This is a genomic window from Halodesulfovibrio sp., from assembly GCF_025210605.1.
Lineage (GTDB): Bacteria > Desulfobacterota > Desulfovibrionia > Desulfovibrionales > Desulfovibrionaceae > Halodesulfovibrio.
This window is the reverse complement of record NZ_JAOARI010000018.1, coordinates 167,605-187,759: the sequence shown is the minus strand read 5'-3', so window position 1 is coordinate 187,759 and position 20,155 is coordinate 167,605. Positions and strand designations below refer to the sequence as shown.

The 20,155-nt window shown below is 45.0% G+C and carries 20 protein-coding genes and 1 riboswitch; of the genes, 14 read left to right on the top strand and 6 right to left on the bottom strand.

The window, feature by feature from the left end; translation table 11 throughout:
- Position 1 precedes the first annotated feature (1 nt).
- The 6 genes from N4A56_RS07565 to N4A56_RS07540 all read left to right on the top strand — a co-directional run bounded on the left by N4A56_RS07565 (position 2) and on the right by N4A56_RS07540 (position 5,882).
- The gene (locus N4A56_RS07565; protein WP_293671490.1) at positions 2–1,420 is read left to right on the top strand and encodes a biotin carboxylase N-terminal domain-containing protein; all 1,419 of its coding nucleotides are present in this window, start codon (positions 2–4) and stop codon (positions 1,418–1,420) included.
- Positions 1,421–1,483: 63 nt separating this feature from the next.
- A complete protein-coding gene (locus N4A56_RS07560; RefSeq protein WP_293671488.1) occupies positions 1,484–3,745 on the top strand; it encodes a carboxyl transferase domain-containing protein in 2,262 nt (753 codons plus the stop codon).
- 12 nt (positions 3,746–3,757) lie between these two features.
- Entirely contained in the window at positions 3,758–4,408 is a 651-nt protein-coding gene (locus N4A56_RS07555) for a biotin attachment protein (protein ID WP_293671486.1), read from the top strand.
- Positions 4,409–4,410: 2 nt separating this feature from the next.
- Positions 4,411–4,758 (top strand): hypothetical protein, encoded by a 348-nt coding sequence (locus tag N4A56_RS07550; protein WP_293671484.1) that lies wholly within the window; start codon positions 4,411–4,413, stop codon positions 4,756–4,758.
- A gap of 36 nt (positions 4,759–4,794) precedes the next feature.
- Complete coding sequence (locus N4A56_RS07545) at positions 4,795–5,295, top strand: single-stranded DNA-binding protein (RefSeq protein ID WP_293671482.1); 501 nt, start codon at positions 4,795–4,797, stop codon at positions 5,293–5,295.
- 89 nt (positions 5,296–5,384) lie between these two features.
- On the top strand, positions 5,385–5,882 hold the full coding sequence (locus N4A56_RS07540; protein ID WP_295546229.1) for an HAD family hydrolase: 498 nt from the start codon (positions 5,385–5,387) through the stop codon (positions 5,880–5,882).
- Positions 5,883–6,172: 290 nt separating this feature from the next.
- Here the strand turns inward: N4A56_RS07540 and N4A56_RS07535 are convergent, their stop codons facing one another.
- Positions 6,173–6,442, bottom strand: a complete 270-nt coding sequence (locus tag N4A56_RS07535) for a hypothetical protein (protein WP_295546227.1) — start codon at positions 6,440–6,442, stop codon at positions 6,173–6,175.
- Between the two features lie 132 nt (positions 6,443–6,574).
- Positions 6,575–6,683: riboswitch (SAM riboswitch) on the bottom strand.
- 293 nt (positions 6,684–6,976) lie between these two features.
- Here N4A56_RS07535 and murJ point away from each other — a divergent pair.
- The 5 genes from murJ (at position 6,977) to N4A56_RS07510 (ending at position 13,129) form a co-directional block, all read left to right on the top strand.
- Complete coding sequence (murJ, locus tag N4A56_RS07530) at positions 6,977–8,539, top strand: murein biosynthesis integral membrane protein MurJ (RefSeq protein WP_295546224.1); 1,563 nt, start codon at positions 6,977–6,979, stop codon at positions 8,537–8,539.
- A 360-nt stretch (positions 8,540–8,899) separates the two neighbouring features.
- Positions 8,900–11,080: an FUSC family protein gene (locus N4A56_RS07525; RefSeq protein WP_295546222.1), complete on the top strand. Its 2,181-nt coding sequence runs from the start codon at positions 8,900–8,902 to the stop codon at positions 11,078–11,080.
- A complete protein-coding gene (locus tag N4A56_RS07520) occupies positions 11,059–11,292 on the top strand; it encodes a DUF1656 domain-containing protein (protein ID WP_366519902.1) in 234 nt (77 codons plus the stop codon). The genes N4A56_RS07525 and N4A56_RS07520 overlap by 22 nt, the downstream gene beginning before the upstream one ends.
- Before the next feature lie 15 nt (positions 11,293–11,307).
- Positions 11,308–12,228 (top strand): HlyD family secretion protein, encoded by a 921-nt coding sequence (locus N4A56_RS07515; RefSeq protein WP_295546218.1) that lies wholly within the window; start codon positions 11,308–11,310, stop codon positions 12,226–12,228.
- A 337-nt stretch (positions 12,229–12,565) separates the two neighbouring features.
- On the top strand, positions 12,566–13,129 hold the full coding sequence (locus N4A56_RS07510; protein WP_293671468.1) for a hypothetical protein: 564 nt from the start codon (positions 12,566–12,568) through the stop codon (positions 13,127–13,129).
- Positions 13,130–13,141: 12 nt separating this feature from the next.
- Here the strand turns inward: N4A56_RS07510 and N4A56_RS07505 are convergent, their stop codons facing one another.
- The 5 genes from N4A56_RS07505 to N4A56_RS07485 all read right to left on the bottom strand — a co-directional run bounded on the left by N4A56_RS07505 (position 13,142) and on the right by N4A56_RS07485 (position 17,384).
- The gene (locus N4A56_RS07505; protein ID WP_295546217.1) at positions 13,142–13,732 is read right to left on the bottom strand and encodes a hypothetical protein; all 591 of its coding nucleotides are present in this window, start codon (positions 13,730–13,732) and stop codon (positions 13,142–13,144) included.
- Between the two features lie 30 nt (positions 13,733–13,762).
- Positions 13,763–14,908 (bottom strand): AI-2E family transporter, encoded by a 1,146-nt coding sequence (locus tag N4A56_RS07500; RefSeq protein WP_293671464.1) that lies wholly within the window; start codon positions 14,906–14,908, stop codon positions 13,763–13,765.
- 165 nt (positions 14,909–15,073) lie between these two features.
- A complete protein-coding gene (locus tag N4A56_RS07495) occupies positions 15,074–15,982 on the bottom strand; it encodes a hypothetical protein (RefSeq protein ID WP_295546213.1) in 909 nt (302 codons plus the stop codon).
- Between the two features lie 51 nt (positions 15,983–16,033).
- Positions 16,034–16,831 (bottom strand): nucleoside triphosphate pyrophosphohydrolase, encoded by a 798-nt coding sequence (gene mazG, locus N4A56_RS07490; protein WP_293671461.1) that lies wholly within the window; start codon positions 16,829–16,831, stop codon positions 16,034–16,036.
- A gap of 88 nt (positions 16,832–16,919) precedes the next feature.
- Positions 16,920–17,384, bottom strand: a complete 465-nt coding sequence (locus tag N4A56_RS07485) for a CvpA family protein (RefSeq protein ID WP_295546211.1) — start codon at positions 17,382–17,384, stop codon at positions 16,920–16,922.
- 185 nt (positions 17,385–17,569) lie between these two features.
- Between N4A56_RS07485 and N4A56_RS07480 the strand changes: the two genes are divergently transcribed.
- The 3 genes from N4A56_RS07480 to N4A56_RS07470 all read left to right on the top strand — a co-directional run bounded on the left by N4A56_RS07480 (position 17,570) and on the right by N4A56_RS07470 (position 20,119).
- On the top strand, positions 17,570–18,805 hold the full coding sequence (locus N4A56_RS07480; RefSeq protein WP_295546209.1) for an HDOD domain-containing protein: 1,236 nt from the start codon (positions 17,570–17,572) through the stop codon (positions 18,803–18,805).
- Complete coding sequence (locus N4A56_RS07475) at positions 18,795–19,769, top strand: GAF domain-containing protein (protein ID WP_295546208.1); 975 nt, start codon at positions 18,795–18,797, stop codon at positions 19,767–19,769. Before N4A56_RS07480 ends, N4A56_RS07475 begins: the two co-directional genes overlap by 11 nt.
- A 125-nt stretch (positions 19,770–19,894) precedes the next feature.
- Positions 19,895–20,119: a MoaD/ThiS family protein gene (locus N4A56_RS07470; RefSeq protein ID WP_293671453.1), complete on the top strand. Its 225-nt coding sequence runs from the start codon at positions 19,895–19,897 to the stop codon at positions 20,117–20,119.
- Positions 20,120–20,155 lie beyond the last annotated feature (36 nt).

Here is a 20,155-nt window from a genome sequence, read left to right as displayed (position 1 = left end):
CGTGCAGAATACAAACCACAAGGTGCTGGTGGCAAACAGAGGGGAAATTGCCATCCGTATCATGCAGGCTTGTCAAAAGCTTGGATTAGGTTTTGTCTGTGTTTACACTGCAGAAGATAGTGCTTCCGGCCATGTTCGTATGGCTAAAGAACACGGAGGCGAAAAAAGCCTGTACCGTGTTTCTTCTTATCAAGACGCAAACGAACTGTTAGCTGTAGCGGATGAGTCAGGTGCGACTGCTATTCATCCCGGTTACGGTTTTTTTGCAGAAGACTATCGCTTTGCTCGCCGTGTAACACAACGCGAAAATAAACTGATATTTATCGGACCATCATGGAGAATTATTCGTGAACTGGGCGATAAAATTAATACAAAACGTCTTGCTCGAAGCTTGGAAGTACCTACAGTACCGGGGTCTGACCGCCCTGTGTATGATGAACTTGAAGCAGAAAAGATTGCTCGTCAACTTTTCGAATTTCAGGAAGAACAGGGTATTGAACGCCCTATGGTACTGGTAAAAGCATCCGCAGGTGGCGGTGGTATGGGTATTGAAGAGGTATATGATATTGACCTCTTTAAATCTGTATACCGTCGTATCCGTAGTTATTCCCTTCGTCATTTTAGTGACGAAGGTGTTCTTATTGAACAACGCATTAAAGACTTCAACCACTTGGAAGTACAGATTGTGTCCGACCGTACAGGAAAAAATCCAGTACATTTCGGCACACGTAACTGCTCTATCCAGTCTACCGGTCTTCAGAAACGCCTTGAAATTGCGCCGGGTTTTGACCCAAGCTCCATTAACTACACATTCGACGCCCAGAAAGTTCTGGACGATATTACCGAATACTCACTCGCTATGGCGCGCAAGGTTGGTTATGACAACGTAGGTACTTGGGAATGGATTGTGACCCGCGACGGTCGCCCGTTCCTTATGGAAGTAAACACTCGTATTCAGGTTGAAAACGGTGTTTCCGCCATGATTTCCCGCGTTAACGGTGAGGCTGGTGTTGACCTTATTGCAGAGCAGATTCGAGTTGGTTTAGGTGAACCTCTTGGATACAGTCAGGATGCTGTTACCTTCGAAGGTGTCGGCATTGAGTACCGTCTTATTGCAGAAAACCCTGAGATGAAATTTACTCCTTGGGTTGGTTGCATTGAAGACTTTGGCTGGGATAAACACGATTGGCTTGCTATGCATACACACGTTCCTACAGACGTTGCGTATGACATTCCAACCGAGTTTGATCCGAACCTTGCCCTTGCTATTATTTGGGGCAAAGATCTGTCTGAGGTTAAAATTAACGGTAAGAAATTCTTGGATGAACTGCGTCTTACAGGTCGCAATCAGGGTGGCGAGTCACTCAAGTCCAATGTTAATTTCCTGCGGACTAAAACTGACATAATTCTTGAGTTTTAGCACAGCAGCCGGAACGCTCAATAAAGCATTATCAACCCCGCCTAGCGGCGCGGGGGAGACTATATGGATACCGAAAAGAGAACACAGCATTTAACCGAACGTCTTACGTACATCAAAGACATCTTCGGTGATAAGCAGCAGGAAAATATCCGTCTGCTTGAATCCAAACTTGAAGAGTTCATACAGCGCGAGAACGGCTTGTCTACTGAAGACAAGTTTGCAGCTCTTGTGACGTTGGAAGACCTTTTTGGGTTTGTAGAACGTAATCTTGAAAACGAATTGACCGCGATGGACAAGGTACGCATTGTACGCCACTCTCAGCGTATTTGTCTTCGCGATATTTTAGAAAACGTATACGATAACTACACAGAAATCGGTGGTAAAGACGAAAACAGCATTGACCCTTCAATGTTGATTGCGCGTGCATACATTACCCGTCGCAGTGGCAAACGTGTATATCACCAGCCAGTGATGGTTATCGGTCAGGAAAAAGGGCACGGCGAAGAATTCCGCAATGGTGGTTCTGTTAAACCTTGGGGTAACGCAAAGGCGTTGCACTACATGAAGGTTGCAGAAACCGAGAATATTCCTGTGCATACTTTTGTCTTTACTCCGGGTTCTTTCCCTGTTGAAGACGCTCCTGGCGCAGCGCAACAAATTGCGAAAAACCTGTACGAAATGGCAGCTCTTAGCGTGCCTGTTGTCGCAATCTTTTCTGAAGGCGGCTCAGGTGGTGCAGAGGCTATCGGTCTTGCCGACAGCCGTTTGATGCTTTCTCACGGGTATTATTCCGTTATTTCACCAGAAGGTGCGGCAGCTATTGAAGGTCGCGTTCGTGGTGGAGAACGTGCAGGCTCTGAACTTGTTGAGAAATGCGCACATCAGCTGAAAATTACTGCTGATGACAACGTGCGTATGGGCTATGTAGACCATAAGGTTCAGGAACCGCCACTTGGTGCGCGTCCGTACCATTACGAGTTCTTCCGTAGCTTGCGTCAGGAAGTTATCCGCGCAACTGACGAAGTTGTATTGAACGTGAAAGGCTTTTCTCCTTTCCGTGCAATGGCGCTGCGTCGTCGCAAAGGTAAGTCTATTGAAGATCTTGATCTTGAAAACATTCATGTACGCTGGAGCTTGAGCAAAAAAGCTCGTGCTCGTCTTATCGCCAAGCGTCACGCGAAGTTTAATAAACTTTCCAAATCCGCATTTATTGACCGTCGTCCGGTTCACCGCCGCGTCGCTGCATGGTTTGTTGAAAAAGGGTGGGATACCTACTCCTACTTCAAGTATGACCTGTGGCGTTCACATCAGAAAAAACTGATGTACGCAGTAGAAGAAGTGGACGCGGAAGCCCGTGTTCTTATGGACAAGGTGAAAGCTCCTTGGAAAAAAATCACCAAGGCAATTCCTGCCAACACTTCCAAAGCCGACAAAGAGAAAGAGCTTACTATGCTTTCTCAGTGGGACGAGGAAGATCAGGGCAAAGGGCAGTGGAGCTACATTTCTCCACGCGCTAAGGATGACCGTGCTATCACATGTCCGAATGCTGACACACATGGCTGTCAGGATCTGTGGGCACCAGACCTTTTTGGCGAATATGCTGGTGTATGTAACAGCTGTGGACACCATTTCCCAATGGAATACCAGTGGTACATGCACAACATCTTCGATCCGGGTTCTATTTTTGAATTCAACACAGAAGTTGAATCTGCCAACCCGCTTGGTTTTGAGGGCTTTGACCTCAAGCTTGAGCAGGCAAAAAATAAAACTGGCTTGAAGTCTTCCTGTACGACATTCGAGGCGCGTATCAACAATGTAAAAGTTGTTGTTGCTACTCTTATCGCACCATTCCGAGGTGGTACAGTTGGTGCCGCTGAAGGCGAAAAGTTCATTCAGGCTGCTGAGCGTGCGAAGAAAAAACGCTTCCCGTTCATCAGTTATGTTCACGGCACTGCCGGTATTCGTATTCAGGAAGGTGTTAACGGTGTAATCCAGATGCCACGTTGTACAATGGCTGTACGTCGTTACATTGATGCTGGTGGTCTGTACCTCGTTCTGTACGATACCAATTCATATGCAGGTCCACTTGCAAGCTTCCTTGGTTGTTCTCCGTACCAGTTCGCAATCCGCTCTTCTAATATCGGTTTTGCTGGTCCTGGCGTAATTAAAGAGACAACCGGTATGGATATTCCACCAGACTACCACCGTGCCCAGAAGGCTCTCAGCCGCGGTCACATTCAGGGTATCTGGGATCGTCGTGATGCACGACACAACTTATCGCAGGCGCTTATGACTATGGGCGGCCGTAACCTTTACTACAGGTAGTGGAGGCTTTATATGCTCGACATTTCCAAACTTCTTGAAGAGATTAAAGCTTCTCCGTACGAAGAGCTGATTATTACCGCTCCTCATACCGGCGTAGTATCTTTTGGTTCTATTAAAGAGGGCGACCGCGTTATTGGTGCAACCGGTACTTGGAATGAAATTCCGGGTACTCCGCTTGCAACATTGCAGCGTGAACGTAACGATAAGATTATTCGTGCAACGCAAAAAGGTGTTGTAGAGAAAATTCACACTGAGCTGGAAGGCACATTTGTTGAAGCAGGTACTGAGCTTGTTCGCCTGCGCCACTTCCTCTCTAAAGATGAAGTTCTCGCAATTATTCTTAAAAAAGCATTGTACTTGTTTGAAGCTCCAGAGCGTGCAAAATACTATTTTGCACCGGATGTGGATAGCAAGATTAAAAGTTCCGGTTCGCAAAGTGTTACTGTGCACGACGGCATGGAGCTTTTCATTATGTCTCGTATGAAACGCGAAGCACCACTTAATTACTCCGGTCCTGACGGTGTAATTTACTCTGTGTACTTCCAGCATAATGAAAACGTGGATGCTGGTGCAGCACTTATCGGTGTGTGTCCTCCGGATCAGCTTGCTCTTATTGAAGATGTAGTTGTCCGTGTGCAGACCGAATGGACTGAGCAGGAGTAAGCATGGGTAAAGTTTTGCAGGTTCGCGTTTGGGCGTCCACATACTCAGAAGATGAAGTTCAACGGGAGTGGCCTCGTTTATATGAATTGGCTTTCCCTAAAGAGCAGCAGCGTTATGTCGCAAAGACTGGTGTGATCGAGATGATCGAAACTCTGGTAGATGCGTGTCGCTTTGCAGACTGGTCAGATGAGTTGAAGGCGTATGCCAAAGACCCGCTTGATGTTATTTTTGTGCTTCGTCAGGAGCTTGAACAAGCATTGAGCGAGTGGAATCCGCAAAAAGCTAACCAGCTTACAGATAAAATTGAAGACGCATTATCAGACCTTGAAAAAGATTTACCGAACGAGTAAGAATCGTAGATACAGTAATTTTTAAGGAGCCCAATAATGCTGAATAAAGTGATGATCATCGGTCGTCTTGGTGCAGACCCAGAGTTGCGCTATGCGGGTAATGGTACGCCTATCGCTAACTTCAACGTGGCGACAGACGAATCCTACACAGACCGTGATGGCAACAAACAGGAACGTACTGAATGGCACCGCGTGGTTGTCTTCCAGCGTGTGGCAGAGAACTGCGCTAACTACCTTGGCAAAGGAAGCCTTGTGTATGTTGAGGGCAGCCTGCAAACCCGCCAGTGGCAGGATCAGCAGGGTCAGACCCGTTATACTACGGAAATTAAAGCACAGCGTGTGCAGTTCCTCGATCGTAAAGGCGATGCAATGCAGCAGCAGGGCGGCGAACGCCGTTCCTACCAGCAGAACAACGCTCCGCGTCCGCAGCAGAACAACAATTTCCAGCCGCAACAGCAGCAGTATAATTCCGGTAATGAAGATCTTGGTCCCGCATTTCCATCTGAAGCTAGTGGAATGGACGACGTACCGTTCTAGGTCGCCGTTATTCCATCTATATATTTACCCGAGGGCGTATTACGCCTTCGGGTTTTTTTATTTAGTATACCAATAGGAAAAGGAAACCTATGTTTGATAGAGCGTTACTTTTTGACTGGGGCGGAACACTGATGGAGACCATGCCGGTGTATCTGGCAGGTAAAGGTGTGTGGTCTTCAGTTCCGGCTGTGGATGGTGCAGCAGAGGCAGTGTTGCACGCGAGCAAAAGTTGGCGGGTAGCGCTGGCAACCAATGCTTCAGAATCTGGTGACGAAGCCATGCTTGCAGCGTTTGAGCCTATGGGAATTAGCCAGTGTTTTTCTGCTGTATATAGTTTTGGTAGAGCAGGTCGTCCTAAGCCTTGGGCTGAATTTTGGCGGTATGCGCTGCACGATCTTCAGCTGCCAGCAGAGCGGGTTGTGATGGTTGGTGACAGCTATATGGATGATATTTGGGGAGCAACAGAGGTGGGCATTAACGGTATCTGGCTTAATTTACATTCGGACGAGCGCAAAGAAAAAGCACGTATGCGTACGATTCATTCATTTGCAGAGCTTGAAAGTGCGTTAGCTTCACTTGGTTTCTAGCTTCAGGTAGCGTGCTGATCGTATCAGTAAGAAACAATTTGCTGGATGTGTAGAGTTTTGTGGCAGTAAGTTCTGATGAAAAAAGTCAGAAGCTACATGATGACGTGGTTAGCTCCTGACTTTGATTGAAAACTATTCGTTGAGAAATGGTGTGGCGTATCCAATAAGCTTTGCGATTGTTTCAGCCACACTCAATATGTATTGCTTAGCAACATATAAAAGCTGCAATGCGTATCGCTAACGACTCACTCCTGTATTGCATGGGGAGTGTATTGTTCGCTTTTTGGCAGTTATACAATTCTACCGAGTGAGTGTATCAAATTTTTTCTGAGTGCCCTGTGGCGCCATATTTCGTGTATGTCGCCTGTAGCAAGATCGTTGCGGAGAGTTCTACGCAGTTCCTCTTTTTGAGCCTGCGTGAGATGAAGCATTCTAATGTCGCCTAAAAGTTCCAGCAAATCTGTGTACTGTGTAGGAGCAGGTTGGCTGGATGAATCGTGGTACAAAAATTCGATATTTGCTTTTGGTGCTTCAGCAAAGTGGGTTAAAAAGGCTAACATGAACAATCTCCTTGTCTCCGGATGCACCGGAAAGCTCTTAGCTGTATTGTTTTGCAGGGCGCGCAATCGCTAAAAATCCGCCCTGAAGTAAATAAAAAAGCCTCTCAAATGAGAGGCTGGGTATGTATAGCAGCCTCATGGTTTCCGCACGGAGCGGCTGGCTTAGCACCTTGCACTACTGTGGTAGTATAGGTTGCCGGACAGTCTTTGGGCCAGATCCCTCGTGTCCTCTGCATGAGCGTATGAATCTAGTATGGTCCAACTTTGAATAAAGTCAAGCAGTAAATGTGAAAAAGCTAATATTACTTTTATTACAATATGTTGCGGGATAGATTGGTCGTTTGTATTAGTGAAAATAGATAGGTAGTTAAATGGGTTTTAACTTTTTTGTCTTTTTCGAAAAAAATAAGTAGTGAGCCATGAGTAGTCATCCAAACTTCTATGGAGTACGTAGAGTGGGTTGGTTTTGTGTAGATAGCTACTCGTGTTCAGCGATGCTATTGTACGATTTTTATGTAAGGAGCTGACGCATATATGGCGTTTTTAACAGGCAGGCAGCACATGGGTGTTGCAGCAGTAATTATGGCTGCCAGCATTTTTCTGTCGCGATTTATGGGGCTTATTCGTGATAAGGTGATCTCTTTTTATTACGGGGCATCCATAGAATCAGATATCTATTTTGCTTCATTTGTTATCCCTGATTTTCTGAATTATCTTCTTGCGGGCGGGTACTTCTCAATTACTCTTATTCCCTTGCTTGCAGAATATTTTGGCAAGGATGAAAAAGACGGCTGGTCGTTTTTGTCCTCTGTGCTGTTCTGGGTGGGTGTCGTTGCAACTGCCGGAACCTGTGTTGCGTGGCTTAGCGCACCATATTTGGCAAAAATAGCAGCCCCGGGATTCGATGCAGCATCGTTAACTCGCCTTACCTACTTCTTGCGGATTATCCTTCCTGCACAAATTTTCTTTCTTCTCGGGTCATGTTTGTCCGGTGTTTTGTATATGCGTAAGCAGTTTTTAGTCCCTGCGCTTGTTCCACTTGTGTATAACGCAAGTATCATCGTTGGCGGTTTGCTTATGATTGATAAAGGTATGGAAGGCTTTTGCTGGGGAGTGCTGTTCGGGGCTGTGTCCGGCAGTTTTATGCTACCGTACATAGCCGTTCGCAGCGGTGGGTTGCAATGGCGTTTCACTCTGAATCACCGTGGACTTAAAAAATTTGTGCTTCTCGCGTTGCCTTTGATGATCGGGCAGTCGATTGTTGTGCTTGATGAGCAATTTGTTCGTATATTCGGTTCCCTAACTGGTGACGGCGCTGTGAGTCTTTTAAATTACTCACGCCGGATTATGCTTGTTCCGGTCGGCGTTGTTGCCCAAGCAGCAGGTGTTGCGTCATATCCTTTCCTTGCCGCTTTGGTTGCAAAGGGGGATACAGACGAATTTAACGCAACGCTAAGTAGGGCACTGCGGAATACAATGTTGTTTATTGTACCGCTTTCGTTTTGGATGATAAGTGCTGCCGAGCCGACACTACGGCTTATTTTCCAGCAGGGCAGCTTTGGCGCACAGGAAACCTTAGGTGCTACGCCGCTATTGCAGATTATGCTTGCTTCCGTGGCATTCTGGGGAGTGCAGCAAATGATAGGACGAGCATTTTATGCTCATAAAGATACGATCACTCCTGCTGTAGTGGGGAGTATAGTGTCGTTGCTGGCTGTTCCAGTCTACTGGTATTTGGGAAAAACAATCGGTGTCATGGGCGTTGCTCTGGCGGGAACAATGTCGGTCATCATCTATACTGTCGCGTTATCCACTGTGTGGAGACATAGATTCGGTGGTGATGCCTTTAAAGGTGTTGTTCGGATGTTTTTGCTTTCAGCTGTCTTATGTGTGCCTGCTATGGCGGCATCAATATTTACTGTGCAGCAAATCCCGCTGCTACTGAAAGACCAGCCTCTAACTGGTGCATTTGCATCTCTTGCTGTCAGCGGAACTCTTTTTTGTGCGCTATATGCTTGTACATCGTGGCTACTAGCGCCTAAGGCAATTGAGCCTGTAATCGCATTTGTTCGAGGGCGTATCTTGCGCCGTGCCTAAGTTATATATCTCGATAGCAAATAGTGCCTAGTTCTAGAACGAATGTGCTACAAAAAATTCATGGGCGTTATGCCTGTCGAATATAACAATAGAAACTCCTTTCTGAATTTGAAGGGAGTTTTTTTATGCGCTTTGTAATGATGCGAGGCATGACAATGTATGAATGATCCCAGACAAATAACATGTATGTCGGTGGAGGTATGTTTAACTAGTACTGGAAACGTAGATGGTTATGCCTGTTTGGTTACCATGGCGCAATTGTATGCTGTTCTCCAGAGGCAGCGCGGCACATAGGTTGAAACTTATATGACGATACTGGCAGCAATAAAGAACAGATTTAATGACTGGGGAGAGCGATCGATGTCGCATGATTTCCAGTTGCGCGTTATTGATGCTGTAAAGCCTGCCATATCTATGAGTATTGCCATTGGGCTGGCGTTTTATCTAGATTTTAAGCAACCATACTGGGCTGCTTTTGCTGTATTGATGATGAGTTTTTCAACTACAGGGCAGGCGTTTAGACGGGTACTGGTTGGGATTCCCGGAACCTTTGTGGGCGGGATTGCGGCGCTTACAATTTTTTCTATCTTTCCGCAGCAACCCATTTTTTTGTTTCCCGTTCTTATTCTTTATTGTGGCATCAGCATGTATTTTTTGCAGGCGTGCAAGGTGAATGGCTACTTCTTTTTTGCCATCTCATTTGTGTGTCTTGTTGTTATTACAACGTCACTTCCGCATAGTGATGATATCTTTGCATATGCCTTGGCTCGATTGGAAGAAACTTGTTTAGGAATGACGGTATACTCAACGGTGACATTACTTTTATGGCGTCGCAGTGCATGGCCGATTCTTCAAGAAAAAGTCACTGTCATGACCTCTCTGCATTCAGATTTGTTTCGGGAGCAAATGCGGCGAGAGGAAACTACAGATAGAAAAAAAGTATTTGCCGTGCAAAGAAAAGCATTACGTGCTCTTGATAAAATAGAAGAGCTGGTGGGCTTTGCTGTTACTGATTCCTTTACCGTTTGGGAGCATAGAAATTATTGGCGTGCTTTTATCCGGCATTCGCGAGAACTAGTTCGCGCACAACTCAGGTGGGGATGGGTTGTGCCTGAGCTGCGAAAAGAATTTATGCGCAGGAGCTTGCCTGAATTACCTACGAAGGTGAAGCAGCTTGAGACTCGTTTACATGCTATGAAATATGGAGCACACGCTGACCACTTGCGGCGTAACCCGAAGCCTGTACAACTTGAACGGGACGAGGCTGAATTTGCAAAGCTTCCCTATTTTTTGCAGGCACAAATTATTGTTGTGCAGTGTGCATTTGATGAGATGGGTCACCTTGTGCATTCAATATTGCACTACCATTGCTTTTTTCATGATAACTCGCTGGAACCTCCTACATCGTATCTCTCAAATGTATCGTGGGAGCTACCATTAGATTTTGAGTACTTTATAACTGCGCTTCAAAGCATGGTGGTGTTTTCCGTAGCTGTTCTCATATGGTTTTTCTGGTATCCACCCGGGTTGTACAATGGGCAATTTCTAATGCTGGGTGGTGCCTTTTCTTTGATATCGGTGTTTGTGAAAACACATGACCCGTTGCGGGATGCAAAATCGTATGCCTTGGCAACGCTTATTATCACAGTCGTCTATGTGTGCACGCTTCAGTTTTTGACGACATATTATGAGCTAGGCACGCTTATATTTTGTGTAACATTTCTCGTGTACTTTATTTTGAATAAGCCGGATCAAACGTTATTCAAATTGGCATTATTGCTTGCATGGCTGTCGTTTCCTAAGTTTGCAAATGTACAAGTGTATGATTTTAAGACTGTCATCAACAGTGCAATGACTATGACGTTAGCGGGCATTGTCGCCAGTATGGGGCTGTATATTGTGGCGTATCCAGTGGCGGAATTGCATTTTATACGCAAACGGCGGCGTTTTTTTAGAAGCGCGGTAACAATACTTGAGTTGATGCCGTATGAGGTGAAAAGAAAACTATCGCTAGTGGATCGTTTTCGCCTCAAGGTGTGCATGCAGAATTTTACGCGGCTCCCGCAAAGTATGCTTAGTATTGCTGAGCGGTTAGACCGTACTATTATCCGTGTGCCTCGCGGACAAGTCGGCGAGGTTATATTTTCCTTCGAGTTGCTGGGAGAAGCTCTTTTTTCTCTCTACAGGACGCAGAAAAATGGTCAAGAGGTGACGATTGCACCGGAGCTTCTGCAACTTCTTGATGAGTGGCGTCGTGTTAAAATAAAATTTTTTACACAACTGGAGCGAAATATAACATCTACAGATTATCGAATAGACACCCTTCAGCAGCACCTTAGAAGTCGGTTGGAGCGTATTGAAACAACAATTGAACGGGTGAATAAGAATGCAGAAAACAGAGGGCAGCCAATTTCTCAGAAGGAGAATGAATTATTATATCTGTTGCTTGAACGGAATAGAGGGGTATCCAATGCGATGATGGAATATTTATCAGCTTCTCAAAAAATTGACTGGGAAGAATGGGCGCAGCCGCGCTTTTAGGAGTGCATATGCCGCATGAACTTGCATTTCTCGGAATATATTTTCCACCGATATTGGCAAACTTTGCTCTGGGCTTGGTCTTGGCGCTAGCTACGGTCTTCGTATTAAATTATTTCAAAATGTCACGTTATTTCGGCTACCCTCCTGTGGTGTTTCTATCCTTGGTTGTGTTGTATACATGCTTGCTCAGTAAATATGTTATTCCAGCCTAGTAGGAGCTTGTGATAATGAAACGTCTTTTTCAATGGTTTCTCACATGCGCTTTCGCAGCAACGGCGATTGTTGTTGTTCTGGTGCGCTATGAAGACTATTTGGTAAAGCCGTGGACACGCGATGGGCAAGTACAGGCTGATATAATCACAGTGGCGTCGCGCGTGACAGGTCCTGTGGAACATGTGCGGTTTGTGGACAATCAGTTTGTTAAAAAAGGTGATCTGCTTTTTAGTATAGATAAAAGTACATTTATTGCTGCTGTGAATCAGGCTCGCTCACAATTAGAAGTGGATGAGGCAAATGCTGCGGAGGCATTAGACGTTCTGGCGCGCTCCAGGAAGCTTGTTGCAGAAGATGTTGATGCTATCGCGCGTCAGGTTTTGGTGCAGTATGAATATGCATGGCAGGCGGCAGACGCGCAGGTGAAGGCATCGAAAGCACGGTTGGAAACTGCAGAATTAAACTTGCAGTTTACAGATGTGTACGCGCCAGTCTCTGGATTTGTTACAAACTACAGTCTTTATAGAGGAACAATGTCTGTTGCTGATGTTCCGCTTATCTCGCTTGTAGATACATCCTCGTATTGGATTTTTGGATATTTCAAGGAAACGTCTGTCCAGAACATACGTGAAGGTGACAGGGCAGAAATTACGCTTATGGGGTATCCAGATACACCTCTTCAAGGGGTTGTCCAAAGCCTTGGGTGGGGCATCGCTCAGTCTAATAATAATTTGAACTATGAATTGTTGCCGGAGGTTAATGCTACCTTCGAATGGATACGGCTAGCCCAGCGCATTCCGGTTCGAATTCACCTGACGCACGTTCCGCCACAGGTGCGGCTTCGTGTAGGCACGACCGCCTCCATTCTTATTGATACCGCAGCCCGTGAAGAGGAGTATATTGAGCACGGTGAGGTTCGCCGCAAAGTCCGGTAATGCACACATATTGCTTCCGCTTGTGAGGTGACTGGATTAACTTTTGTGAGTCTTCATGCAGAAGAAATATGTAAGCTATATTGTCAGCCTAAGTGTTGAGTTGTTTCTCAGTATGGTGTGTAGATTTGCGAATAATCTGCACATATTTTTTTGTATGGTGTGTTCTTCCTTTCGTGATTGTGGTGAGCTTTGGTAACTGAAACGGTGTGTTAGAATCTCGGTAAGAGCTACCTTTGTAGCAAGAGGGAAGCAGGCTTGTCTGGTTGCAGGGCTTGACTGATTTATCGTTATACCGCACAGTCACAACTCACGAAATCAACCATCCCGGGAGAGGATTATGGCTGACTATACAAGCGAAAATCTCGACGCAACACCGTATTTTGATATGGAATTATTGCTGCAACTGAGTCAGGAGACTCGTGTTGATGGCGCATTAATGGATAAAATGGCTGGCTTATGGGAAAAATGGCTTGGTCATCTTACCGTAAAGAAAATTAAAATTGGAAAAATCCAATATCTTGCTGTCTGGCTTGATGAAGAAGTAGAGCAAGATACTGACAGCGCGTGGGATGATTCTCCGTCTGATGCTTACATGATTACCAACCTTGCACAGGCTTTCATCATGAGCACCATTTACGCTGTTCTTCCAGATGTTGAGACTGCTGGTTGTGCTCCGGCTCCGAGACCGACTGACAACCTTGTTGAAGTTATGGAAGACTTAGGCTGTCCATACAACGACAATGCATCTGCACTTTCACGTCGCTATGCAGTTCTTACCTTTTACCCGTTCAAAGGTGCATGTGACATCTGTTACTTGCAGCCGGACTGTCCTAAAGGTAACGGACAGGATCAGGGTAGCGGTAGCTTTACCATTCCTGGATTCGAGTCCGACCTTCAGTAACAGCTCTGCGCATTACGAAGTTGACGTAACCCGTAGATGTATTTTCGTCTGCGGGTTTTTTTGTACCCAATGTAATAGCTCTTCTGGTGTGATTGACGTTTCATCCAGCGTTGCAGAAAGAATAGAGTCTGGCGCTTCCTTTGTTGCTTGTTCAAGCTTGGCAGCGGGGATAGTGACACCTTTTTCGAGAATCTGTAACCCCATATCTTTCATGACGGCATTAAACAGAAGCAAGGTAACGACTCCTTCTGTAATCGTCGTTACCGGCGCTGTGTTCGTATACGTAATGCCGCTTCTGAGGCTGGATATCGGACTGTTGCGGCACATTGTCATTCCCGCAGCACCGGGTGCAATGGCACCAAGCGCGATGCGGGCATTTTCAGGGATGGTAGCAGTGGTGATGTCATCAACAGGTTTTCCATCAATGAAAATAGTTTTAACCTGCGAATCAATGTACTCTTCCTCCATCCCCAGACGATTCGTTAAGAAATTCAAAATGGTATCACCTATGTCCGCAGCGACTTCTGATGACGATTGCGTAAGGTACTGCCATGTAGCTCTAGCTTGATCTGTATTGTCGATAGTAAGAGTCAGGTGCGTCATTGAATCCCTTTTGCCGTAGCAGGACTGAAATTAATGGCGAGAATTTTCGGAAAGAATATGGTGGTACTCTTCACCGTAAATTTTGAGCATTACCATAACAAAGCTCAAAACAAGTGGACCATACAGGATACCGAGCATTCCGAATGTTTTCAGTCCGCCCAGAATGGAGAGGAAAATGAAGAAAACGGAAACCCCGGCGCTTTCACGCATAAAATACGGACGCAGGAAACTATCAATTGCTGCAACTGGGATTGCACCCCACAGCACCATAAACAGCGCTTGCTGCCAGCCGGAGGTAACAAGCAAGTAGATGCTTGCCGGTATCCATACCAGACCTGTACCCACAATTGGGATAAGTGAGCAAAAACTCATCACAGTTCCCCAGAACAAGGGGGTTATGCCTACAAACGCAAGTCCTATGCCGCCAACAATGCCTTGCAGAATAGCAACAAGCAATCCTCCCACCAGCACAGACCGTGAGGTAGAACGCAATGAATCGAGGAGTGCATCCTCCTGAGATTCGCGCATTGGCCAGAGATATTTAAGACCAGAAACCATCTTGCTTCCATCTTTCAGTAGGAAAAAGATTATCAGCAACATAAGCAGAAACTTGGCGAAGAAGTTTAATGTGTCACCAAGTGCAGTTGTACCAATAGAAACAATGTACTGTCCCACAGTCTTAGATATGGTTGCAAGGTATGACTTTATGGCAGCTTCTTTCACATCAATAAATGGAAGACGGGTGTGAAACCACTGTAAAGTCGGGTTGTTTTGAATGTCGTTCAGAAAAGATTCTGATTGCGATTGCTGAAGCCATACGGTTACAGCTTGTATACTGTCCGCTGCTTGTGGAATAAGGCTTATAATGAAAAATGTCATTGGCACTGCAATACAGAGTACAAGCAATAACATGGCGATGGTAGAAGCCCATATTTCGTGCCCGTTTACCTTTGCGAGAATTCTTTTGTATGCAGGGTAACAGCATGCAGCAACAACAATGGATAAAATTATCGTGTTTAAAAAAGGCGCTGCAATGAGGTATGCAAGGTACAGGGAAAATAAAAGCAGCAGAATGGTGAAGTAGCGGAACAGGTTATTCCGCGGGAATTTAAGAGTAGGTTCTGTGTCTTCAGCAGTATATTCAGCCGTACTGTTGTTTTTTGTTTCTTCAGTCATAAGCAAAGAATTTATCCGGATAGTAGTTACATACATCAGGCAGAGAACCTGTATGTATTTGAAAACAGTTTATGGGATATTGTATCCATAATAGATTTTATCCGCCAACAAAAAAGTACGGGATTATTCATTGGTGTAGACTAAGAAAACAGAAGGTAAGAAAACTTACATGTCCACAGGGAGCATCAGGGCGTGTTCGCGGTAGTCTCTGTAGTCTCCCCATGCTCTGTCTTCAAGCTCTTCAATTGCGCCGACATTTTTTGCGAAGAGGGCAATGGAGAGTCGATCTATGAGACGAATTTGTAATCGGGCTTCGTTGATATTGATTGCGGGCGGCACGTCACCGGAAAGCATGAGTGTTTCCATATTAAAACGCTGGAGCTTTCGCGTAAACTCTGTGGCATCAAAAATAGCTTTATATAAGCGGCGTCTGAATTTTTCCAAATGTTCCATAAGCTTTTTTTCATCATATTCACAAGTTGGTGATACAGATGTAAGCACGGATACCCATGTGGAAAGCATTAGATGGAAAAGCGGGTCATGCGGCAGAGTGGTAGTGAAAAACTGTATAAGAGTCTTATATGCTGCTGTAGACGTGGGGATTTTTGCGGTACGAAGGTAACTTTGCGTTGGAATGCTCAGCGTACTTTCGATTTGTGGCGCTAAGTGAAGTAGCGATGCAACGGTTGAGTCCTTTAGACAAAGGCGTGTAACAACATCACCCCACATCCATTCTGGAACGGTAAGTGAGAGTGTTTTTTCGTCGCTATGAAGCATTAGGGACGGCGAGGCTAGAGCAAGGTGTTCCGTTAGTTGTTCTACCTCTTCATCTTGCAGTGGCTGCGTAAGAATAGATTCAAGCCTGTGGCGTAACGTATCATCCGGAAAAAGAATTAGCTCCACAAACGGCTCAATGTCTGGATTGTCGCTTTCCGCTAGAAGAGGTTCCAGTTCCGAAAGAGTACAGACGCCAAGGACAGCTTCTGCGTAGTCCTTGACGTCTGCTGTGAATTGTTGCCCGCCTTTCAACCATGCTATGATACTGGCGTAGACGGCTTTGGTAGTGGATTGCATGTAATGCAGAGTCTCTTTTATGAATGATTATACAGGGCAACTTGTCGTAGCTTAGCTGCTCTGCTTTTTAACTTCATCCCACAGTGCATCCATCTCTTCAAAAGAAAGATCAGAAAACGTCATGCCGCGTTCGTGGGAGAGTGCTTCCATTTTTTCAAATCGATCAAGAAACTTTAAGTTGGTTCCATCAAGTGCAGTGTTCGCTTTAATTCCCTTGCGTCTGCCAAGCTCTACCAAGGTAAAGAGTACATCACCGAACTCGGAGGTAATGGCTTCAGTATCACCTGATGCGAGTGCATCTTGAAACTCTTTCCATTCTGCATGGTATTGCTTCTCTACATCAGCATCTGAGTTCCAGGTAAAGCCAACCCGTGCAGCCTTAGAGTTGAGCCGGTAGGCTTTAAGCAAGGAAGGGAGTCCCTTAGGCAAGCTGTCAAAAGTGCCTTTAGGTTTGTCTTCAGCGTCTGATTGTTTTTCGGTGCGCTTAATTTTTTCCCAGTTAGCCCATACTTCTTCAACGTTCTGTATATCCAGTTCACCAAATACGTGCGGGTGACGTCGGATCATTTTAGCAGCATTTTCCTGCATAGAATCGGCAAGAGTAAAGCCTTCTTTTTCGTACAGGCTGCTTATGAAGAGGATGAGAAATGCAACATCGCCCATTTCTTCTCGGACATCAATAACGCTACCACTGCGAATGGCATCTACAAGCTCGTAGGTTTCTTCCAGCAGGTAGTCGCATAACGTTTGTGGAGTCTGCTCTTTGTCCCAAGGACACCCGTTTTCACCGAGGAGCTCGTCAATTACGTTCCGCAGGGCAAGTAAGGCTTCAGTAGTACTTTTGGTCATTGTTCTGCTCTTCGTTTTTTATACGTTGGTGTGAGGTATACACAAAAAAGCCCTTGGCGAAGCAAGGGCAGTTTGTCGAAATTAATGGTTATAGCGTTTCGGGGATAAACTGCCGGAGCATGTCTGTTACTGAGCTTAGATGGGGAACCACAATAGATGTCTGCACTGTTTCGGAGTATGGGAAGAAATGTAAGATAAAAGCGAGAACAATGCAGCAAAGCAGAACACCCTTTGCGCCGCCGAGAACTCCGCCAAAAGTGTAGTCAAGCCATGCCGCACCGGCTGCACCGATGATTTTTCGCAGCAAGCTTGAAATAATAGCAGCAGCAAGCAATACGCCAATAAAAATGAGTGCGTATGCTGTAACATCAGCCCACTTTGGGGAGATGACAGTAGCAAGATGCGGTGCCAACTGTTCGTAATAATTGTTGGCAAGAATAAAACCGCCAATGACTCCTGCAATTGAAGTGATTTCTAATATTAGACCCCTGAAAAAGCCCCGGACACAAAAAAATCCAGTAATAAGAATAAAAATGAGATCAAGATAGTTCATGCACTGCCTACAGAAAAGTAATCGGTTTTGAAACTTCGCGACCAATAACATAAAAAAATACGTTGGAAAAGACAGCTATTTACACAATTGCAATTGCGTTTGTTGATAACTATGAGTACTTGTTGTGAAAATAAACTGTTATAATTCGTTGTTATCGTGTTCTTATTAGAGGGAAATAAAATACAATGACGATTTCCAGCCTTGAGATAGGGCAGGCTCTTTCATGCGATGTGCAGATTGCCAATGGAAGAAGGCTGTTTTCTCGTGGACATATTGTTACAGACCAGACGCTGCGTGTTCTTAAAATATGGGGAGTACAGCACGTATCTGTTCATGGTACGTCTGATGACTGCACCAGCAATTTTGCTGGTGAAGACAGTAGCCGACATACTTGTATCACAGATTCAGCTTCTGCTATCCGGATATTGTTACGCCAGAGTAAAGCCGGAATATTTCCTGTTTCCAGTATTGTTGAAGATTGTATCAGACTGGCAAATGTTGACGGGAGGGGGGAAGACGGTCTTTTTCCATCATGTTGCGAGCAAACTTCTGGAAGCCACCAGCTATCAAATAGTCAAAAGAAAATTGCTGATGCTCTTGCAGGTGATATTCAATATTACTTTGATGGTTTTCCTGAGGATTACTTTGTTTTTGTGCAGATGCTGAACAATGTATATACAACACCCGAAACTGTTGTTGCAGTAATTGAAAAAAATAAACGGATACGGGATAAAATTCTTAGAATTTGCGAAAGTTTTATCAATGTTACGGGTTGTGAAATAAAATCTATTTATAGCTGCGCAGCTTTTTTAGGAAATAGGACTGTACTATATTTAGCTATTATTCTAGTTTATCTTGAGCATTTATACGAACTTAATTCTTCTGAAGCAGTGTTACATACTGCTAAAAGTGCTCTTGCAACAGGTGTGGCAGCGCGCTACATTGCAATTGCATCTGGTGCAAGTAGTAAAGATTCATTTTTTAGCAATGGAATATTGCGAGACGTCGGACGTTTGTTTTTTGTACGTCATTTCTCTTCGGAATATAATGCAGTGCGCAGGACAGCAGCACAGAATAACTTGAATATTTGCACTGCGGAAATTTTACATTTTGGGATGACTCATGCTGAGGTCGGGGGACGAATATTAAAGGCATTGGGTTTTCCTGTAGCGGCAGAAAAAAGCGTGTTGGAACACCACTTACGCTTCAGCAAGGTTGGAACAAAAGAGCATGCTATTATGCAGGTAGCAGCGTTTGTGACAAAGGCTCTTTTTTATAACCCGGAGTACGACACCCTTCCGCCTTCTTTAGATAGTGATGCGTGGGCTATACTGAATATTACAGAAGAGTCACTGTCTGAGATTGTGGAAGTTATTTATTTGAAGTCTAACGAAATCATACGGTTGGTATATGGAGAGTAAAAAAGCACCTGTAGACGTAGAGTCTCTTGAGGGGCGGGTCGCTCGGTTAGAAGATCAAACTCGATTTACTTTGGATGCGTTGGAACTTGCTGCGTCGTTGGGCGAGTTTGAAGTGGGGATAAGCTCACTGCACGAGCCGACACTGCTTTTGCGCGAGGTTGTAGCTCGAGTAGCAACTATTACACCGTTTGCTGCTTCTGCTGTGTATCTTGTGGATGAAGGGAGTTCGGATTTTTATCAGGCATATTCAGACAGGCAGGAATGGAGTGCTCAGATAGAATCCGCAATAACATCATTTATTGATAGCGGGATGTTTACCTTTGCTCTGCGGGAAGGGCGTCCTGTGATTGTGCACTCTGTTGAATTGCAGCGTAGAGTAGTGTTGCATGTTCTGGAAACATCTTCGCGTGTGAGGGGGATGTTTGTAGGCGTTTTTTCAGAAGGTGCCAAAAATCTTACTGCTGTTGAAATGGCACTGCTTTCTATTGTCTGTAAGAACTGTGCGTCTGCTGTAGAAGTGTTTGAATTGTATAAATGCTTTAAGTGCGGTGGCGAGGATGTTATTGCATTTTCAGATTCGTTGCCTGCTGGCGTCGTAGATTTGAGTAAAAACGGACGTATCCTGATTACTAATAAATTCGCCAGCAAATTGTTAGGCAGTGTTGCCACACCAGAAAAAAGGTATTTGACAGAATTTCTTATTCCAGAAGAGCGTGAGCGTATCGCATCGCTTCTTATCAGTTGCTGTGCTTTCAGTGTCCCTGAGCAAGAGTATCAAACAGAATCACTTGCTAAGACACAAAGCACTATGCGTACACAAACAGTTCTTGATTCAGCGGAAGGACAAAAAAATATCAGCCTGCATATCACTCCGCTGCAGCGTAACGGGGATACTTTTTTGCGGGGAGTGTTAGCTCCAATGGATGAAATGTACAACGGAGCTGCCCTGGTAGAGGGGATGTAATGCCCCTATCTGTGTCTGTCCGTCAGTACACAGCATAGTTTTTTGCGTATGATACGAGAGGAGCTTGTGTTTCCATTTCTTTTTTCTTATTGCGTATCTTGTGGTTGTAAATAAAAGGATATGCCATGCAGATAGAAATAAAATGTTTTGCGACTCTTTCTGATTTTACACCGGAAGGGAATATGATGACTGTTGAAGATGGTGCAACCATTCAGCAGGTTATTGATGCTCTTGGGATTAAAACTGAAGATGTGAAAATTATGTTCATAAACGGAAAGCATCAATCACTGAGCAGTGTGCTTAGCGAAGGGGATCGCCTTGGCTTGTTTCCTGCCGTTGGTGGCGGCTAGGATGCTGTTGATGATATTGAAATCAAAAGCCCATTA

Excerpts from the sequence above, each read along its gene's own strand:
- N4A56_RS07510 (WP_293671468.1), top strand. The coding sequence starts at position 12,566 with ATGGCTGACTATACAAGCGAAAATCTCGACGCAACACCGTATTTTGAT.
- N4A56_RS07515 (WP_295546218.1), top strand. The coding sequence starts at position 11,308 with ATGAAACGTCTTTTTCAATGGTTTCTCACATGCGCTTTCGCAGCAACG.
- N4A56_RS07470 (WP_293671453.1), top strand. The coding sequence starts at position 19,895 with ATGCAGATAGAAATAAAATGTTTTGCGACTCTTTCTGATTTTACACCG.
- N4A56_RS07560 (WP_293671488.1), top strand. The coding sequence starts at position 1,484 with ATGGATACCGAAAAGAGAACACAGCATTTAACCGAACGTCTTACGTAC.
- N4A56_RS07550 (WP_293671484.1), top strand. The coding sequence starts at position 4,411 with ATGGGTAAAGTTTTGCAGGTTCGCGTTTGGGCGTCCACATACTCAGAA.
- N4A56_RS07505 (WP_295546217.1), bottom strand. The coding sequence starts at position 13,732 with ATGACGCACCTGACTCTTACTATCGACAATACAGATCAAGCTAGAGCT.
- N4A56_RS07495 (WP_295546213.1), bottom strand. The coding sequence starts at position 15,982 with ATGCAATCCACTACCAAAGCCGTCTACGCCAGTATCATAGCATGGTTG.
- N4A56_RS07525 (WP_295546222.1), top strand. The coding sequence starts at position 8,900 with ATGTCGCATGATTTCCAGTTGCGCGTTATTGATGCTGTAAAGCCTGCC.
- N4A56_RS07540 (WP_295546229.1), top strand. The coding sequence starts at position 5,385 with ATGTTTGATAGAGCGTTACTTTTTGACTGGGGCGGAACACTGATGGAG.
- N4A56_RS07500 (WP_293671464.1), bottom strand. The coding sequence starts at position 14,908 with ATGACTGAAGAAACAAAAAACAACAGTACGGCTGAATATACTGCTGAA.
- N4A56_RS07475 (WP_295546208.1), top strand. The coding sequence starts at position 18,795 with ATGGAGAGTAAAAAAGCACCTGTAGACGTAGAGTCTCTTGAGGGGCGG.
- N4A56_RS07555 (WP_293671486.1), top strand. The coding sequence starts at position 3,758 with ATGCTCGACATTTCCAAACTTCTTGAAGAGATTAAAGCTTCTCCGTAC.
- murJ (WP_295546224.1), top strand. The coding sequence starts at position 6,977 with ATGGCGTTTTTAACAGGCAGGCAGCACATGGGTGTTGCAGCAGTAATT.
- N4A56_RS07480 (WP_295546209.1), top strand. The coding sequence starts at position 17,570 with ATGACGATTTCCAGCCTTGAGATAGGGCAGGCTCTTTCATGCGATGTG.
- N4A56_RS07485 (WP_295546211.1), bottom strand. The coding sequence starts at position 17,384 with ATGAACTATCTTGATCTCATTTTTATTCTTATTACTGGATTTTTTTGT.
- N4A56_RS07545 (WP_293671482.1), top strand. The coding sequence starts at position 4,795 with ATGCTGAATAAAGTGATGATCATCGGTCGTCTTGGTGCAGACCCAGAG.
- N4A56_RS07535 (WP_295546227.1), bottom strand. The coding sequence starts at position 6,442 with ATGTTAGCCTTTTTAACCCACTTTGCTGAAGCACCAAAAGCAAATATC.
- mazG (WP_293671461.1), bottom strand. The coding sequence starts at position 16,831 with ATGACCAAAAGTACTACTGAAGCCTTACTTGCCCTGCGGAACGTAATT.
- N4A56_RS07520 (WP_366519902.1), top strand. The coding sequence starts at position 11,059 with ATGGGCGCAGCCGCGCTTTTAGGAGTGCATATGCCGCATGAACTTGCA.